Annotated in this window: 15 protein-coding genes; all 15 read right to left on the bottom strand. The window is 66.3% G+C overall.

Translation table 11 applies throughout. The features are described 5' to 3' along the window. Positions 1 to 29: 29 nt before the first annotated feature. Positions 30 to 1352 (bottom strand): cell division protein FtsA, encoded by a 1323-nt coding sequence (ftsA, locus tag OIK40_RS05650; protein ID WP_273676908.1) that lies wholly within the window; start codon positions 1350 to 1352, stop codon positions 30 to 32. Further along, positions 1352 to 2275 (bottom strand): cell division protein FtsQ/DivIB, encoded by a 924-nt coding sequence (locus OIK40_RS05645; RefSeq protein ID WP_273676906.1) that lies wholly within the window; start codon positions 2273 to 2275, stop codon positions 1352 to 1354. The genes ftsA and OIK40_RS05645 overlap by 1 nt, the downstream gene beginning before the upstream one ends. Beyond that, on the bottom strand, positions 2253 to 3275 hold the full coding sequence (locus tag OIK40_RS05640; protein WP_273676905.1) for a D-alanine--D-alanine ligase: 1023 nt from the start codon (positions 3273 to 3275) through the stop codon (positions 2253 to 2255). The genes OIK40_RS05645 and OIK40_RS05640 overlap by 23 nt, the downstream gene beginning before the upstream one ends. Continuing rightward, positions 3245 to 4141, bottom strand: a complete 897-nt coding sequence (murB, locus tag OIK40_RS05635) for a UDP-N-acetylmuramate dehydrogenase (RefSeq protein WP_273676994.1) — start codon at positions 4139 to 4141, stop codon at positions 3245 to 3247. The genes OIK40_RS05640 and murB overlap by 31 nt, the downstream gene beginning before the upstream one ends. Positions 4142 to 4206: 65 nt before the next feature. Beyond that, positions 4207 to 5643 (bottom strand): UDP-N-acetylmuramate--L-alanine ligase, encoded by a 1437-nt coding sequence (gene murC, locus OIK40_RS05630; RefSeq protein ID WP_273676904.1) that lies wholly within the window; start codon positions 5641 to 5643, stop codon positions 4207 to 4209. Then, a complete protein-coding gene (gene murG, locus OIK40_RS05625) occupies positions 5640 to 6878 on the bottom strand; it encodes an undecaprenyldiphospho-muramoylpentapeptide beta-N-acetylglucosaminyltransferase (RefSeq protein WP_273676903.1) in 1239 nt (412 codons plus the stop codon). Before murG ends, murC begins: the two co-directional genes overlap by 4 nt. After that, positions 6875 to 8101: an FtsW/RodA/SpoVE family cell cycle protein gene (locus tag OIK40_RS05620; RefSeq protein ID WP_273676902.1), complete on the bottom strand. Its 1227-nt coding sequence runs from the start codon at positions 8099 to 8101 to the stop codon at positions 6875 to 6877. Before OIK40_RS05620 ends, murG begins: the two co-directional genes overlap by 4 nt. Further along, positions 8098 to 9465, bottom strand: coding sequence for a UDP-N-acetylmuramoyl-L-alanine--D-glutamate ligase (gene murD, locus OIK40_RS05615; protein WP_273676901.1), 1368 nt, complete (start codon positions 9463 to 9465; stop codon positions 8098 to 8100). The genes OIK40_RS05620 and murD overlap by 4 nt, the downstream gene beginning before the upstream one ends. Before the next feature lie 11 nt (positions 9466 to 9476). Then, on the bottom strand, positions 9477 to 10547 hold the full coding sequence (mraY, locus tag OIK40_RS05610; protein WP_273676900.1) for a phospho-N-acetylmuramoyl-pentapeptide-transferase: 1071 nt from the start codon (positions 10545 to 10547) through the stop codon (positions 9477 to 9479). A gap of 33 nt (positions 10548 to 10580) precedes the next feature. Then, on the bottom strand, positions 10581 to 12074 hold the full coding sequence (locus OIK40_RS05605; protein ID WP_273676899.1) for a UDP-N-acetylmuramoyl-tripeptide--D-alanyl-D-alanine ligase: 1494 nt from the start codon (positions 12072 to 12074) through the stop codon (positions 10581 to 10583). Beyond that, the gene (locus OIK40_RS05600) at positions 12071 to 13549 is read right to left on the bottom strand and encodes a UDP-N-acetylmuramoyl-L-alanyl-D-glutamate--2,6-diaminopimelate ligase (RefSeq protein ID WP_273676898.1); all 1479 of its coding nucleotides are present in this window, start codon (positions 13547 to 13549) and stop codon (positions 12071 to 12073) included. Before OIK40_RS05600 ends, OIK40_RS05605 begins: the two co-directional genes overlap by 4 nt. Further along, positions 13546 to 15264: a peptidoglycan D,D-transpeptidase FtsI family protein gene (locus OIK40_RS05595; RefSeq protein ID WP_273676993.1), complete on the bottom strand. Its 1719-nt coding sequence runs from the start codon at positions 15262 to 15264 to the stop codon at positions 13546 to 13548. The genes OIK40_RS05600 and OIK40_RS05595 overlap by 4 nt, the downstream gene beginning before the upstream one ends. Positions 15265 to 15269: 5 nt before the next feature. After that, positions 15270 to 15812, bottom strand: a complete 543-nt coding sequence (locus OIK40_RS05590; protein WP_273676896.1) for a hypothetical protein — start codon at positions 15810 to 15812, stop codon at positions 15270 to 15272. Continuing rightward, the gene (gene rsmH, locus OIK40_RS05585) at positions 15809 to 16750 is read right to left on the bottom strand and encodes a 16S rRNA (cytosine(1402)-N(4))-methyltransferase RsmH (RefSeq protein ID WP_273676894.1); all 942 of its coding nucleotides are present in this window, start codon (positions 16748 to 16750) and stop codon (positions 15809 to 15811) included. The genes OIK40_RS05590 and rsmH overlap by 4 nt, the downstream gene beginning before the upstream one ends. Then, positions 16750 to 17244, bottom strand: coding sequence for a division/cell wall cluster transcriptional repressor MraZ (locus tag OIK40_RS05580; RefSeq protein ID WP_273676893.1), 495 nt, complete (start codon positions 17242 to 17244; stop codon positions 16750 to 16752). The genes rsmH and OIK40_RS05580 overlap by 1 nt, the downstream gene beginning before the upstream one ends. Between the last annotated feature and the right edge of the window lie 355 nt (positions 17245 to 17599).

The raw sequence follows: 17599 nt of genomic DNA, 5'->3' as shown, positions 1-17599 counted from the left end.
GCGAGCCCTTATCCACAGAGCGTAAGCCCTCAGAAATTCTCCTTGAGCGCGCGCAGAAGCCGGAATAGCGGCTCCAGCAGCCCGCCCTCGCTCGGCGTGCCGCGGTAAAGCCCGCCGCGTCCGGCGCCAATTGCGCGGATATCGACCGGGTCCTCGGCCGCATAAAGACACAGCCCGGCCAAGGTTGCAAAGCCGGGCGCGTGATGCGCCTCGGGCATGCCGATCAGCTGCGGCGGCCGCCCCAGCCGCACCGGCTGGCCCAGCGCGCCCTGCATGAAATCGGCCATCCCTGCGAGCTCCGCCCCGCCGCCGGTAAGCACCACCTGCCCCGCCCGGCTGCCAGAAAAACCCATTTCCTTGAGCGCCTTGCCGATTTCTCCGGTGAGCAGCGACAATTGCTGCGTCACCACCGACACCAACTCCGCGCGCACGATCCGGTTCTTGTCATCCGCACCGCGCGCCAGCGGCCCGCCCGCGGTGCCGTCGGGCGCCTCGTTCGGCGCGTTGACCGGAATCAACTCGCGGTGATCGGCCGGACTGGCAATCGCCGAACCCGCCACGCATTTCAGTCGTTCGGCCTGCGAACGGCGGATGCCGAAGCCGCTGGCGATCGCATCGGTGATGTCGGCCGAACCCATCGGCACCGCCTTCAGCCCGAGCAGCATCCCGCCCGCAAACACCGCGACATTGGTGACATCGGAGCCGATCTCCACCAGCGCGACACCCAGTTCGCGTTCCTCCAGCGTCAGGCAGGCATGGCCGGCGGCCAGCGGCGCGGCAACCACCCCTTCGACCGACAGGTGTGCCTTCTGCACCGCCTCGGTCAGATTGCGCACCGGCGCGCCGTCGGCCAGCATCACGTGGATATCGACCCCAAGCCGTTCGGCATGCAGCCCGCGCGGATTGGCAACGCCGTGCGCCCCGTCGAGCGTGTAGTGGGCAGGTTGCGCATGCAGCACTGTGCGCCCGTCGGGCTGGATCATGTCCTGCGCCCGCACCAGCAACAGTTCCACGTCCTCGTCCTCGATCCGGCGCCCGCCGATTTCAATATCGACCGATACGACAGAGCTGGCGAGGCCCGCACCCGCGCAGGCGATCCACACGCTGCGCACATTGGTTCCCGCGCTCTTCTCGGCACGCTCCACCGCGTCGCGAATGGCGAAGCTGGCCGCCTCCATGTCGGTGACGTAGCCGCGTTTGACCCCGTCGCTCATGCGGTGGCCTGAGCCGAGCACCTGCAATTCGCCGGTCTCAGTCTCGCCCATGATCATTGCCGAAATGCGGAAGCTGCCGATGTTGACCGCGCCGAAGGTGCGGGCAAGGCGGCGCTGCGAGGATGCACGCGAGGCCATTACAACGCACCTTCCGCGTTTGCGGCGATCTTCGGCCCCTTGGTCTCGCCATCGGGCAGACGCATGTAGAGCCGCGGCGGAGAGCGCATGTCGAATGCCACAACCTTGCCGCCGATCAAGCGGTTCTGTCCGTCCAGCCGCGCGAACTTGACCAGCGCGGTCGCGGCTTCGATTTCGCCTTCGGGAAGCGCGAGCAGCTGTCCGGTCTTGAAAGTCAGGTTCCAGCGGCGATTGCCGACCCATTCCGCCGCCTCGACCTGCGGCGCGAGCGCGGGTGCGGCGGCGAGCAGCTTTTCAAGCGGCGCGGCCTGCTGCCCCGCCCCCGGACCGGACAGGCGCAGCATATCCGTGGCCTTGTCCTTCGCGACGGTTTCAAGTTCGACGCCCGATGCATCGATCAGCACCAGCCGATCGGGCTTTTGCAGCACCGCGTGGGGCGTGCGTTCGACAATGTCGATGGCAAGCGTGTGCGGCAGCTGGATCGAAACGCGCGCATCCTTGACCCATGGCAGCGTCATCAGCTCGGTGCGCAAGGCGGCGAGATCGACTTCGGGCATGGCGCGGCTGCGTTCGGACAGCACGCGGGCATAGACCAGCCTTTCGTCCATCCGGTTTGTACCGGTGACGCGCACGTGGCGCACCTCGAACCCGGCATCGGCGGCGATCCGCGCCACCTGCGCCTCGGCCATGGCGGGAACGCCCGCGAGGCTGGCGATGAACACCGCCAGCGCCACCGCGCTGCCGATAATGAGCGTGAGCCAGATGCGGCTCCACTGTTCCTCGGTGAAGGGGAACAGCCCCATCAGCCAGTCGATGAACCCGCTCGCCTGTCCCGCAGCCTTGCGCGCGGTGAGGCTGCGGCTCTGTGCCTTGGCGGCGCGGCGCACGCCGGTGCTGGAGCTACGCCTGATCTGCTGTGCCATGCGAACCTCCTTTCGCCTGTTTGTGCGCGTGAACCCGCAGCGCCTCTGCCACCAGCATCTCTACCAGATCGGCATAGGGGATGCCGCAATGCGCCGCCTGTTCGGGCACGAGGCTGAGCGGCGTCATGCCGGGCTGGGTGTTGGTTTCCAGCACGAACAGCCCGTCCTCGCCTGCCTCCTCGTCCCAACGGAAATCGGTACGGCTGGTGCCGTGGCAGCCAAGTACCTGATGCGCCTTGACCGCATATTGCTCGCACAGCGCGGTGATTTCCGGCGGGAGCTTGGCCGGGAAAATGTGCTCGGTTCGCCCGGCAGTGTACTTGTTCTCGTAATCATAGAAACCGTTGGCGACCACCAGTTCGGTGACGCCCAGCGCGCGCGGGCCTTCGGGGCCGTCGAGCACTGCCGCCGTCAGCTCACGGCCCTTGATGAAGGGTTCGGCGAGCAGTTCGGCGAATTCCTGCCAGGGCCCGCGCGCATCGGGGCTGATCGGATTGCCCACATTGCTGTCGGTGGTGACGATCGCGACGCCGACCGAGGAGCCCTCGTTGACGGGCTTCAAGACATAGGGCCGCGGCAGGGGATCGCGTTCGTAGAGTTCTTCGCGGGTCACGATCCGCCCGCCGGGCATTGGGATGCCGTGGGGAACCAGCGCCTGCTTGGTCAGCTGCTTGTCGATCGCGATCACCGAGGTGGCAAGGCCCGAATGGGTATAGGCGAGGCCCATAAGGTCAAGCATGCCCTGTACCGAGCCATCCTCGCCCGGGACGCCGTGGAGCGCGTTGAAGACGACATCGGGCTTCGCTTCGGCGAGGCGAAGCGCAACATCGCGCCCCATGTCGATCCGGGTCACACGGTGGCCCTTGCTTTCCAGCGCGTCGGCCACGCCCTTCCCGCTCGAGAGCGAAACCTCGCGCTCGTTCGCCCAGCCGCCCATTAGGACTGCGACGTGAAGGGGATGATCGAAACTCACGGACGTCCTACTCGCTGGATTTCCCATTCGAGGCTCACGCCCGAATGCTGATAGACTTTCTCGCGCACCAGCTCGCCCAGTCCTTCGATGTCGGCGCTGGTGGCGGTGCCGGTGTTGATCAGGAAATTGGTGTGCTTCTCGCTCACCTGCGCGCCGCCGAGCGTCAAGCCGCGGCAGCCGGCCTCGTCGACCAGCTGCCATGCCTTCATGCCTTCAGGGTTCTTGAAGGTCGATCCACCGGTTTTGGTGCGCAGCGGCTGCGAAGCTTCGCGCGCGGCGGCGATGCGATCCATCTCGGCGCCGATTTCCTTGGGATCTCCGGGACGGCCTTTGAACCGGGCCGAAACGACGATCGCGCCCTCGGGCAGGGCCGAGTGGCGATAGGAATATTCAAGCTCTGCCGAGTTCAGCGTGATGAAGCTGCCATCGTGCAGGATCACCGCGCAATCGAGCAGCACGTCGGCCACTTCGCGCCCATAGGCGCCGCCGTTCATGCGCACGAAGCCGCCCACCGTGCCGGGAATGCCGCGCAGGAATTCGAGCCCCGCAATGCCCAGATCACGCGCGGTCGAGGCGACCAGAATGCCGCTCGCCCCGCCGCCGCAGGTCAGCTCCAGCTCGCCTGTGTGTTCGACCTTGGCGAAGGTTTTGCCCAGCCGCACCACCACGCCCGGCACGCCCCCGTCGCGCACGATCATGTTCGAGCCGAGGCCGAGCGCCATCACCGGGATCTCTCCGCCGAGCCGTTCGAGAAAGGTCTTGAGATCATCCATGTCGGCCGGTTCGAACAGCCAGTCGGCCGGCCCTCCGGTCTTGAACCATGTGTAGGGCGCAAGCGGCGCCTTGCAGGTCAGCTTGCCGCGAATGCCCTCAAGCGGCACGGGCGCGGCCACTGCCCCTTCGACCGCGCAGGTCGGGGCGCTGCCATCGTCGTAGATATTCGTATCGCCGGGCTGGTTCACGCTGCACCGCCCCGCTTTGCTGTGATCGCAGGCGCAAGGCCCGCTGCCCAGCGGGTAATGTCGCCCGCACCGAGGCACACCACCATGTCGCCCGCAGCGACTTCACCCGCGAGTTCGTCCGCCAGCGCATCCGCCCCGGCGATCTCGCGCGCGGCGCGGTGCCCGCGCGCCTTCATCCCCGCCACCAGCGCAGCGTGATCGACCCCCGGCAGCGGCTCCTCACCCGCCGGATAAACCGGCGCGACATAGGCGATATCAGCGTCGTCGAAGCACGACTGGAATTCGTTCATCAGATCATTGAGGCGCGAATAGCGGTGCGGCTGGGCCACTGCGATTACCCGCCCGCCGGTGCCCGAAACCGCCTCGCGCGCCGCAGCCAGCACAGCGCGGATTTCGACCGGGTGGTGGGCATAATCGTCGATCACCGTCGCCGCGCCGCCTTCGATAGCGACAGTGCCGACCTTGGTGAAGCGCCGCCGCACCCCGCCGAAACGGGCAAAGCCGGTGCGGATCACCTCGTCCGAACAACCCATCTCGATCGCCACCGCAATCGCCGCGAGCGCATTCTGGACGTTGTGGCGCCCCGGCATCGGCAGATGCACGCCTTCGATCCGGCGATCTTCCAGCCCGCGCTGGCGCACGATCACATCGAATGTGTTGCCCCCCGCGCTGCTGCGCACATTGACCCCGCAGATATCGGCCTGGAGCGAGAAACCGTAGGTCACAACCTTGCGATCGCGCACCTGGCCGATGACGGCCTGCACTTCGGGGTGATCCACACACAGCACCGCTGCACCGTAGAAGGGCACATTGTGGATGAACTCCACGAACGCCTTCTTCACCCCGTCGAAATCGCCGTAGTGATCCAAGTGTTCGGGATCGATATTGGTGACGACCGCAATGGTGCCGTCGAGGCGCAGGAAAGAACCGTCGCTCTCGTCCGCTTCGACCACCATCCAGTCGGAATCGCCCAGCCGCGCATTGGAGCCGTATTGTTCGATAATCCCGCCGTTGATGACGGTCGGATCGATCCCGCCCGCATCCAGCAACGTTGCGATCATGCTGGTTGTCGTAGTCTTGCCGTGGGTCCCCGCCACCGCGACGGTGGACTTCAGACGCATCAGTTCGGCCAGCATCTCCGCCCGGCGTACCACGGGAATGCGGTTTTCAAGCGCGGCGGCAACTTCGGGATTGGTGCGCCGCACAGCGGTGGAGGTGACGACCACCGCCACGCCTTCGACATTCTCGCGTTCGTGGCCGATGTGAACCGTGATGCCGCGCGCGCGCAGCCGCTCGACACTCGGCCCTTCGGCGATGTCGCTGCCCTGCACCTGATAGCCGAGATTGTGCATCACCTCGGCGATGCCTGACATGCCGATCCCGCCGATGCCGACGAAGTGGATGATGCCGATGTCCGTGCCGACGCCCTTCATGATTCGGCCTGCTCTTTCGCTTCCGCTCGCGCAGAGCTGGTCGAAGGCCGCGCGCCGACGCTGGCAGCGGGCGCAGTCTCGCCCACGCGGATCACGTCCATCAGATCGATCCCGCTCATGCTTTCAACCAGATCGGCAAGGTCCTTTGCCGCATCAGGCCGCCCGCAGTTAAACGCGCAATGCGCGGCATTGGCTAGGCTGGACGGGTTCATGGCCATTGCCTGAATCTGCTTGGCGAGTTCCTTGGGCTGGAACGCCTCCTGCCGGATCATCCGAGCCCCGCCCGCCTTGACCATCTCGCGGGTGTTGACCGCCTGATGATCGTCGGTGGCGATCGGCAGCGGGACAAGGATCGCCGGACGGCCGACCGCCGTCAGCTCGGCAATTGTCGATGCGCCCGCGCGGCCGATGAACAGGTGCGCGTCGGCCAGACGTTCGTGCATGTCCTCGAAATAGGTGCCGAGCTCGGCGGGGATATCATGCTCGGCATAGCGGCGCCGCACCGCGTCAAGATCCTCCGGGCGGCATTGCTGGGTCACCTGCAACCGCTGGCGCAGCGCGGGGGGAAGCATGGCAAGGCCATCAGGCACGACTTCCGACAGCACCCGCGCGCCCTGCGAACCGCCCGTTACCAGCACGCGCAGCAGGCCTTCCTCGGTAAAGGCGGGGAAATCCTGTTCGCGCAGCGCCAGCACCTCGGCGCGCACCGGATTGCCGGTTAGGTGCACCTTTGCCGCGTGTTTCGGATCGAGCCGGTCAACCCTGGCATAGGACGTCGCGATGGCATCGACGCGGCCTGCCAGCAGACGGTTGACCCGCCCGAGCACCGCGTTCTGTTCGTGCACCACGCTCGGCAGCCCGGCCGAGGTCGCCGCCAGCAGTGCGGGCAGAGCGGGATAGCCGCCGAAGCCGACAATCGCCGATGGCTCGAAGGCGTCGAACAGCCGCAGCGCCATGCGTCGCCCTTCCAGCACGGCGGCAATCCCCTTGGGCCAGCCAAGCGGATTCTTGCCGAAACGGCCTGCGGGAAGGACATGGGCGGTCAGGTAATCGGGCTTGCCGGGGATGTTGGCCCCGCGCTCGTCGGTGATCAGGGCAACATGATGGCCGCGCGCGTGCAGCTCGGCCGCCAGCGCGAAGGCCGGGATAAGGTGGCCGCCGGTGCCGCCCGCGGCGAGCACGAAATGGCGTGACGCGCCCGTTCTGGTCTGGCCGCTGCGGGGCTGACTGGTCATGCGCTCGGCTCCTTGCGTTCGATCAACTCGCGCAAGCCGCCCGCCTCGCTGGCGAGGAACGGATTGCGCCGGGTGATTGCCAGCAATAGCCCAAGCGTGAAGCACACCGCCAGTGTCGAAGAACCACCGTAAGAGATCAGCGGCAAGGTCATCCCCTTGGACGGGAACAGCTTGAGGTTGACGAGGATGTTGATGAAGGCCTGCCCGCCGAACTGGGTGACAAGGCCGACGCCTGCGAGCAGCGCGAACAGGTTGTCCTCCCCCGTCATGCGGATCAGGGCGCGCAGCACCATCGCGGCATAAAGCGCGACGATGAAACCGCACACCAGCAACCCGAATTCCTCCCCGATCACCGAAAAGATGTAGTCGGTGTGCGCTTCGGGCAGGTTCATCTTGCGGATACCCAGCCACAGCCCGCTGCCGGTCCACCCGCCCGCAGTCAGCGTGCGGTGCGCCAGATCGACCTGATCGAACGCCGTGCCGCCGCCAAGGAAGCTGTCGATACGGTGTCGGGCATTGTCGTAGAACATGTAGGCCAGCCCCAGCGCCCCCGCGCCGCCGCCGATCAGCAGGGCGATATGCTGCCACGCTACGCCGGCAAGCAGAACCATCACCAGCCAGATGCCGCCGAACAGGATGGCATCGCCAAGGTTCGGCTGCGCCATCAACAGAGCCGCGATCAGGCCCATAAAGCCGGTGACGAAGGCGATCACGGGCAGGCTTGAATCCCGCAGTTTCCAGCTCAGCACCCAGGCGCAGATGATTGCGAAACCGGGCTTCAGAAACTCCGACGGCTGCAACGACATGCCGACATTGATCCAGCGCCGCGCACCGTTCTTTTCCTCGCCGATGATCGGCACCACGAACAGCAGCGCCAGCATGATCGCGCCGACCAGAATGCCCAGCCGCCGCGCCTGATCGCGCGACAGGAACGACAGGCCCACCATCAGCGACAGGCCCATCATCTGGAACACCACATGACGTTTGAGGAACATGAATTCGTCGAGCGTCACCCTCGACGTGGAAAGCTGATCGGCGCTTGCAGGCGACGCAGCAGCAACCGCCAGCACGCCGATGCCCATCAGCAGCACGATCAGGCCGAGCAACACCTTGTCGATCTCGCGCCACCAGATCCGGATGCTGTCGCGCCAGCGACGCTGCATGGTCGCCGGGGGAAGATAGGTCGCCGAAGCCGGACGCGCAGGGTTCCACGCGCCGTTCATGGCAGGATGCTCCGCCCGTCGTGGCCGGTATCGCAGCCGGTCATCGCGCCGACCATCTGGCGGAAGTGCGTGCCGCGCTTTTCGTAGTCGCGGAACTGATCATAGCTGGCGCAGGCGGGCGACAGCAGCACCACTTCGCCCGCACGGGCGGCATCGCGCGCGCGGCGCACCGCCTCGCTGATAAGCTCGCAGCGTTCAACCTTCACGCCCGCCGCTTCAAGCAGGTCGGCGAACATCGGCCCTGCCTCGCCCACGGTATAGGCCCCCGCAATATTGCCGAGGTGTTCGGCGCAGGCACCAAGGCCGGGCTCTTTCGGCAGGCCGCCGCAAATCCAGCGGATACGCGGCGCTCCGCCATTGATCGCGGGATCGGGCGGAAAGGCAGCCAGCGCGGGCGCGGCCGATGCGGCATTGGTCGCCTTGCTGTCGTTGATATAGGTCACCCCGCCCGCATCGCACACGCGCTCCATGCGGTGCGGCAGGCCGGGATAGGTCGCAAGCCCGCGCGCGATCTGTTCATCGCCAAGGCCAAGCTGGCGGCAAATAGCCACCGCCACTGCCGCATTCTGGGCATTGTGCGGCCCGGCGAGCGAGGGCGAGCGACCATCGGCAAGGCCCGCCGCCGCGAGATCGGCCGTCTTCACCCGCACCAGCGGCTTGCCTGCCTGCTCCAGCCTCGCTGCAATGGCGCGGGTCGGCTCGTCCTCGTCACAGATCAGCGCGGTGCCGCTCGCCTGCATCTGGAACAGCCGCTCTTTCGATGCGGCATAGGCGGCAAAGCTGGCATAGCGATCAAGATGGTCGGGCGTGATGTTGGTCAGCGCAGCAATATCGCAATCGAGCGTGAAGGTCAGATCGATCTGGAAGCTCGACAATTCGAGCACATAGACCCCGCCTTCCGGCAGCGGATCCTGCCCGAGGATCGGATCGCCGATATTGCCGCCCATCACGCTCGGCACACCTGCAGCTGAAAGGATGTGGTGGGTCAGCGCGGTGGTGGTCGATTTGCCGTTGGTGCCGGTGATGCCGACCACGCGGGTAGCGGGCAGGCTGGCGCGGGCCTTGGCGAAAAGTTCGATATCGCCGATCACCGGCAGGCCGTATCGCCAGGTATGCGGCCCGATCGGATGGCTGTTCAACGGCACGCCGGGCGAGACCACCACGCCCGCAAATCCGGTGAGATCAAGTTCGAGCGGGTCGATCAGCCGGCAGCGCCCTTCGAAGGGCGCGCGGGCGACGTCCTGCCGGTCCCACGCGATCACTTCCGCCCCGCTTGCCAGCAACGCTTCGGCTGCGGCCGCACCCGATCGGGCGAGCCCCAGAACCGCATAACGCTTTCCGGCAAAGGCGGAGGAGGTGATCATCCGCGCACGCCCTACCTCAGCTTCAGCGTCGACAGGCCGATCAGCGCCAGCACGATGGCGATGATCCAGAAGCGGATCACGACCTTGCTCTCGCTCCAGCCAAGCTGTTCGAAATGGTGATGGATCGGCGCCATGCGGAACACCCGCTTGCCGGTGCGCTTGAACCAGAACACCTGCACGATTACGCTGACCGCCTCGAGCACGAACAGCCCGCCCACAATCGCCAGCACGACTTCGTGGTGCGACGCGACCGCAATCGCGCCCAGCGCGCCGCCGAGTGCGAGACTGCCGGTGTCGCCCATGAACACCGCAGCCGGCGGCGCATTGAACCACAGGAAAGCCAGCCCCGCGCCCATGATCGCGCCGCAGAAAATCGCCAGCTCCCCCGCCCCCGGCACATGCGGAATACCGAGATAGGCGCTGAAATCCGCGCGCCCCGCAAGATAGGCGATGATCGCAAAGGTGCCGCTGGCAATGATGACCGGCATGATCGCTAGCCCGTCCAGCCCGTCGGTCAGGTTCACCGCATTGCCCGCACCCACGATGACGAAAGCGGCAAAGACGTAATAGGCCGGGCCCAGCGGGATGCTCACTCCCGACAGGAATGGAAGGTAGAGATTGGTATTGATCTGGCTGACGATCAGCCACGACGCGATGCCGGCGACCACGAATTCCAGCGCAAGCCGCACCCGCCCCGGCACCCCGGCATGGCTGTTCTTCGAAACCTTGTCGTAATCGTCAAGGAAGCCGATGAAACCGAAACCGATCGTCACCGCAAGGCACGCCCAGACAAACGGGCTCGACAGGTCCATCCATACCAGCAGCGACAGCGTCAGCGCGGTCAGGATCATCAGCCCGCCCATCGTCGGCGTGCCGCGCTTGGCGAGGTGGGTTTGCGGCCCGTCCTCGCGGATCGGCTGGCCCTTGCCCTGCCGCACGCGCAGCAGATTGATGAAACGCGGCCCGATCAGCAGGCCGATCAGCAGCGCCGTCATCAGCGTCGCGCCCGCACGAAAGCTCTGGTAGCGCACCAGATTGAAGATGCCTTCGAAGCCCAGCCATTCGGCAAGCAGATAGAGCATTCAGTCGTTCCTCGACGCCCTTTGCCTCGGGCCTCAGCCTCCTGCTGCGGTCCCGGCAGGGGCGTGTTCGGTAAGATGTGACACAAGCCGGCCGAGGCCGACCGAATTCGAGCCTTTGACCAACACCGCGTCCCCCGGGGCAAGACCGAATTGCCCGAGCGCAGCGATGGCTTCGGCAGGTGTCCCGCAATGCGCGAAGGTGGTCACCTTGCCAAGCGGACCGGCGGAGAGTTTCCCCAGTTCCTCGGCAAGCGCGCGCATCTCCTCGCCGACGAGGATCGCGTGGGTCACCCCCGCCTCGATCAGCGGCTCGGCCAACTGGCGATGGAAGGGATCGGAAAAGTCGCCCAGTTCCTTCATGCTGCCCAGCACAGCAAGACGCCGGGTGGCGTCGCTGGCAGCCAGCGCCTTGAGCGTCGCGCGCATCGAGGCAGGGTTGGCATTATAGCTTTCGTCGATCAGCAGCGCCTCACCGCCCGGCACCGCGATCCGGTGACGCGCGCCGCGGCCCTTCAGACCGCCCATCTCCGCCAGCGCCAGTCCAGCGCTCGCCAGATCGCCGCCCGCCGCGCGCACCGCCGCCATCACGCCGAGCGAATTGACGATCCAGTGTTCCCCCGGCTCGGCCACGTGGTAACAGATACGCCGGTCGCCCAGATCAGCCGTGACCAGCGCCCCGCCGCCGCGCGCAGGGATCGCGTCGAGCAAGCGCACATCGGCATCGGCGCTGCGCCCGAAAGTGACGATTTCGGCCCCGCAACCCTTTGCATGACCGATCAGCCGTTCGACCCATTCGCTGTCGGCGGGAATGATTGCCGTGCCGCCCGGCAATAGTCCGGTGAAGATCCGCGCCTTCTCATCGGCAATCGCCTCAAGGCTACCGAGGTTTTCAATATGCGCGGGCGCGATGGTGGTGATCAGCGCGACATGGGGGCGCACATGGGCGGCCAGCGGCGCGATTTCGCCCTCATGGTTCATCCCCATCTCGAACACGCCGAACTTGGCCCGCGCAGGCATCCGCGCAAGGCTCAGCGGCACGCCGACATGGTTGTTGTAGCTGCGCACAGAACGGTGCGCCGCCCCGCGGCTGGCACGATCGAGGCACGCGAAGATCGCTTCCTTTACGCCGGTCTTGCCAACGGATCCGGTGATGCCGATGCGGGTTGCGTGTGAACGCTCACGCGCGAAATGAGCCAGATCATGCAGCGCCTGCGTGGTGTCCTCCACCAGCACATGCGGATAATCGACGGGCCGATCGACGATCACAGAGACCGCGCCTTTTTCAGAGGCTTGGGGAATGAACTTGTGACCATCCATCGCCTCGCCCTTGAGCGCGACGAACAGATCGCCCGCCTTCACGTCGCGCGAGTCCATTTCGACGCCGGAGGCCTGGAAATCATGGCTGGCGGTGCCGCCCGTGGCCGCCGCAATCTCGGCCGAAGTCCACAAAGCCAGCGGCAAAGTATCGCGTGGAGCGACCGGCCAGGCCCGCAGCAAGGGATGCGTCAGGGGGTTTGTGGCATTCATCGATTGCTGCTCCCGGCGCATTCGCGCGCCACTTCGACGTCATCGAAAGCTTCGATCCGCATGCTTTCTCCCGCTCCGAAAATCTGGCCCTGTTCGTGGCCCTTGCCGGCGATCAGCACAATGTCGTTCGGCCCGGCTTCCCCAATTGCGGCTGCAATGGCGGCCCGGCGATCACCGATTTCGCGGGCGCCTGCACCTGCACCGGCCATGATCGCGGCCCGGATTGCGGCCGGATCCTCGCTGCGGGGATTGTCATCGGTGACAATCGCCTGATCGGCGGCACGCGCGGCGACCGCGCCCATTTCGGCGCGCTTGCCGGTGTCGCGATCCCCGCCCGCGCCAAACACCACGATCAAGCGCCCGCCATCGGCTACGTGCGGGCGCAGTGCGGCAATCGCCGCCTCCATCGCATCGGAGGTATGGGCATAATCGACATAGGCCGGCGCACCGGCGGGATTGATTGCCGCACGCTCCAGCCGGCCGCGCACCGGTTGCAGCCGGGTAAGCGCATCGAACACGGACGAAGGGGCAACGCCCGTCGCCATGGCCAGCCCCGCAGCGACTAGCGCGTTGGCGGCCTGATAGGCACCGATCAGCGGCAGGTTCACTTTGCGGGCCTCGCCATCGTAAACAATCGTCAGCGTCTGGCCGAGCTGGGTCGGGACCCGTTCGGCAAGGTTGAGGAACGTGCCGCGATGGCCCACCGTGCGCACGTCGAGCTTGTGCGAGGCGGCTTCGGCAATGGCGCGGGCGGTCCATTCGGATGCTTCGTCCCCGTCCCAGATAACCGCCGGGCTGCCGGGCGCGACCACTTCGGTGAACAACCGCATCTTGGCCGCGAAATAGCTCTCCATCGTGCCATGGTAATCAAGATGGTCGCGGCTGAAATTGGTGAAGGCGCTGGCGGCCACCTTCAGACCTTCATTGCGGTATTGCGACAGCCCGTGGCTTGATGCCTCATAGGCCACGTGGGTGACGCCTTCCCGCGCAAGGCCCGCCATATTGGCAAGGAAGGTTACGATATCGGGGGTGGTCAGCCCGGTCGAAACCGAACCGTCGGGCGTCGTGACGCCAAGCGTGCCGATGCTCGCCGCGCGCTCGCCCGCCATGCGCCAGATCTGGCGGGTCATCTCGACGGTGGATGTCTTGCCGTTGGTGCCCGTCACCGCGACGATGGTAGCGGGATAGGGCGCAAAGAACCCCGCTGCCAGCCGTGCGAAGGCGCGGCGCGGCTCGGCATCGGCGATATGCAGCGCGCCTTTCACCGTGGCTTCGGGCCGCGCGACAATCGCCACTGCTCCCGCCTCGATCGCTGCGGGGATAAAATCCTCGCCGTTGAACTTCGCTCCGGCAAAGGCGCCGAACACGGTGCCGGGCGCGACCTTGCGGTGATCGATGGCAAAGCCCGTGACAACCGCATCGCCGGCATCCGCCCCGCGAAGCCCTGCGCGTTCGAGCAGATCGGCCAGCCTCATTCGCTCTTGTCCACGAGATAGCGCAGATCGGAAATGTCGACGTCGCGGCGTTCGTCCGGCTGCACGCCCAGCATCGGCCCGATGCGCGGCACCAGACGCCCCACCACCGGCGCTGCGGTGAAGGCGGCGGTGCGCTGGAAGCTGCTGGCGATCGTGCCCTTGGGCTCGTCCACCACCACCACCACGACATAGCGCGGCGCGTCCATCGGGAAGGCCGCAGCAAAGGACGACACCAGCGAGGTCTTGCGATAACCGCCGACACCCGCCTTTTCAGCGGAGCCCGTCTTGCCGCCAATGCGATAACCCGGCGCATCGGCGCTGCGTCCGGTGCCGTAGAGCGAGATCATCCGCAGCATCTGGCGCATCCGCGAAGACGTGGATTCCTTGAACACCCGCCGCCCGCGCGGCACGTCGGCCGGATCCAGCTTCATCAGGGTGGCCGGACGCCAGATCCCGCCATTGACCATCGCGGCATAGGCGCTGGCGAGGTGCAGCGGGCTGACGGCCAGACCGTGACCGAAGCCGACCGTCATGTTTGTGACGCGGCTCCACTTGCCTGCAGGAAATAGCGGCTTGCCACGCGCCGGCAGTTCGATGAAGGGACGCCGGTCCATGCCGAGGTCAACCATGGCCCGGCGCATCCGTTCCGGCCCGAGCTCGTCAGCCACGCGCGCGGTAACGGTGTTGGAGGAATGCACCAGGGCCTGCGGAACGTTCAATGTGGCACCCATCGGGTGCGAATCCTTGATCGTCCGGCTGCCCACCGGAACCGGCGCGGCATTCCAGTGCCGCCCCAGATCCCGCACCACGCCGGCATCCATCGCCGCAGCGACAGTCAGCGGCTTGAAGGTCGAACCGAGTTCGTAAACCCCGTTGGTGACACGGTTGAAGACGTTCTTCGCCCCGCTGGCGCCCGCCACATTGGGATCGAATTCGGGCAGGCTCGCCATCGCCATAACTTCGCCGCTGTCGACGTCGAGCACGATGCCCGCTGCACCGATCGCGTTGGTGGCCAGCATCCCGCGGCGCAATTCGTCCTCGAGCGCGCCCTGCACCCGCACATCGAGCGAAAGCGCCACCGGTTCGCCGCGCTTGGCGGGATCGGAAAGGCGCGCATCCAGCACCTGCTCCATGCCGAGCTTGCCGCCCTCGTCCTCGACCACATAGCCCAGCACATGCGCGGCCAGCGTGCCCTGCGGATAGTGGCGATCAGTCTCGCGCGGGATTTCCAGAGCAACCTCGCCCAGCGCAAAAACCCGGTTGGCTTCTTCGGGCAGGATGCGGCGGCGCAGGTAACCCGCGCGGCCCGAGGCGAGGCGGCGGGCCATGCGGGCCTCGTCAATATCGGGGAAGATCGCCTTGAGCTCGCGCGCGACCTGTTCGGGCGAACGCACCAGCGGCGATCCTTCATCGCCCATCGCCTTGGGATCGAACCACAGGGCATAGGCAGGGAAGGCCCGCGCAAGCGGCACGCCGTTGCGGTCGGTGATCTCGCCGCGCGGCGGCAGCAGCGCCTCTTCGAGGCTGGTGCGCTCGGGCGCCTGCCCTGCCATCGCCAGCGATGCGATCCGCACCAGCGCAATCAGCGTCACCAGCGCAAAACCGAGCGCGATCCACAGCACACGGAAACGCGCGGTCCACAACAACTGGGCGCGCAGATTGATGCTGCGCACGCGTCCGGCGGGAATGGCGGGGACTGCCGCAGGGGCAGCCATGATGCTCATTCGCCCAAGCCCTTTGCGCTGACCGTCTGCGCCTGCACGGGGCGGATCGGAGAGGCTTCGATCAGGAAATCGCCGAAGGCTTCGGTGAACACCTGCCCGGCGTCCTTTTCGCTGGAGGCAGACGCCAGCGTGACGGTCGCGCCCGACACCGGCGAGCGCATCGGGCCGGGATCGGCATAGGAGGCATCATCCCCGCCCGTATCGGCGCGGGCAAGGCGGATCGGCGCGGGGGCATCGGGGCTGCGACGCTGGCCGAGGCTTGCCAGCTGGCGCTCGCCATCAAGGAACTGATCGGCGCGCGGAGCCTGATAACCGAATTCGACGGCATTCCACGCGGCGAGCTGGCGCTGGCTGGCGCGCGTCTCGAACTCGGTTTCGAGCAGCAGGGCCTCTCGTTCGAGCGCGAGGATCTGGCGTTCGGCCAGCAGCACCTCGCTTTTCACCGCGTGCACCTTGAAGCCAAGAATGGCGACCAGAGCGATGCACATCGCGAGCACAGCGATCCACCCCAGCGAACGCGCCTGAATGCCGGTCATCATGCAGCCATGCTCCTCGGTTGGGCGCCGGTGCGGATCGCATGGCGCAAAGTGGACGAACGCGCGCGCGGGTTGCGGGCGATTTCTGCCTCGGTCGGGCGAATGCCCTTGGAGACGCTGGTAAAAGTCGGCGGAGGGCCGGGAATTTCGCCCGGCAGGTGGCGCGACACCGCGCGGCCTGCGCCGCTGCGTTCGCGCAGGAAATGTTTGACGATCCGGTCTTCCAGACTGTGGAAGCTGACCACGGCCAGCACCCCGCCCTCGCCCAGCAGCGCCTCGGCGGCGGCAAGCCCGGCTTCAAGCTCGCCCAGCTCGTCGTTCACATGGATGCGCACCGCCTGAAAGGTGCGGGTGGCCGGGTCCTTCTTGTCGTGCGGCTTGTGGCCGAGCGCGCGGCGCACCACACGGGCGAGCTCGCCCGTCGTCTCAAGCGGACGTGCGGCGACGATGGCACGCGCGACGCGGCGCGACTGGCGTTCCTCGCCATAGCGGTAGAGCACGTTGGCAATGGCTTCCTCGTCGGCGGTGTTGAGGAAGTCGGCGGCGCTCTCGCCCGCCTGGCTCATCCGCATGTCGAGCGGGCCGTCATGCATGAAGGCAAAGCCGCGATCCCCCTGATCGAGCTGCATCGAGGAAACGCCGATATCCATCACCACCGCATCGACCTGCGCGATGCCGAGTGCGGCAAGCTCCTCGCGCATCTGTGAAAAGCGCGCGGGGTGGAGCGTAAGGCGTCCGTCGTAACGCGCCACCAGCGCGGCACCAGCGGCGATCGCATCGGGATCGCGGTCAAAGGCATGGACGCTCGCGCCCGCTTCCAGCAGTGCGGTGGTGTAACCGCCTACGCCGAAGGTCGCGTCGACGATCACCATGCCGGGGCGCGGCTGGATCGCGGCGATGACTTCATCGAGCAGCACGGGGATGTGGGGCGCGTCCTGCATCACGCATTCCCCTTTTTCGCGGTAGCGATCAGCTTGGCACAGGCCGCCTGCGCGCCCTTCCATTCGACCCCCATCCGCGCCAGTTCGGCAGGGTTCCAGATGAAGAAGAAATCGCCCGCGCCCTGAAAATACAGCCCGTCGGACACCTTGCCGAGATCGCGCAGGTGTTCGGGCATCACGAAGCGGCCGCTGTCATCGAACGGCAACTGCTCGAAACCGAACAGCTGCTGCGCGCGCACTTCACGGTCGAAGGCGTGGTTGCCCAAGCTGATCGCGCGTTCTTCCTCGCGGTCGAGCTGGGCATGAAGCTTAGTGGTGCGCGACAGGCCGAAGCCGACGAGGCAGTCGAAGCGGTCATGCGCGGCGAGGCAAAGGATGCGGTTGCCGTCGGAGCTTTCCTTCACGGCTTTGCGGAAGGCAGCGGGCAGGACAAAACGGCCCTTGTCGCCGGCGGGCGAGTAGGCTTGGCCGCTATATCCTCCGAAACCCGACACCTGGTCGATCCCCTCTCACCCCTGTCGCCGCAACCTCCCCGCGAGACTGCCGCCATCCCCAGACACGCCTTCCCCGTCACCGCCGACGACAAAGCACCGGCGGCGCGCCGGCCACTTCAGCCGTACGCGTTGCAAACAGGCATGTTTGATGGATCACGGTAATATCGGGGAAGCAGGCGGGATGGAAGGGATTTTTGCGGGAAATTACGGGAAAACTAGGCAAACATCTGTTTTTTCTTGCTTTGAACCCGTGGGCAGGACTGCAACAGGCCTGCAACTTGCCGTCATTTCCCGCTGAAAAGCGCAGAAAATCGCCGCTTTCCCGCCATTTCCCGCAGCCCGAACAGCCCGAGTC

The sequence above is a fragment of the Erythrobacter fulvus genome (assembly GCF_028595285.1).
Taxonomy (GTDB): Bacteria; Pseudomonadota; Alphaproteobacteria; order Sphingomonadales; family Sphingomonadaceae; genus Erythrobacter; species Erythrobacter fulvus.
Note: the sequence above shows the minus strand (reverse complement) of the source record. Positions and strands in the feature narration are given on the sequence as shown.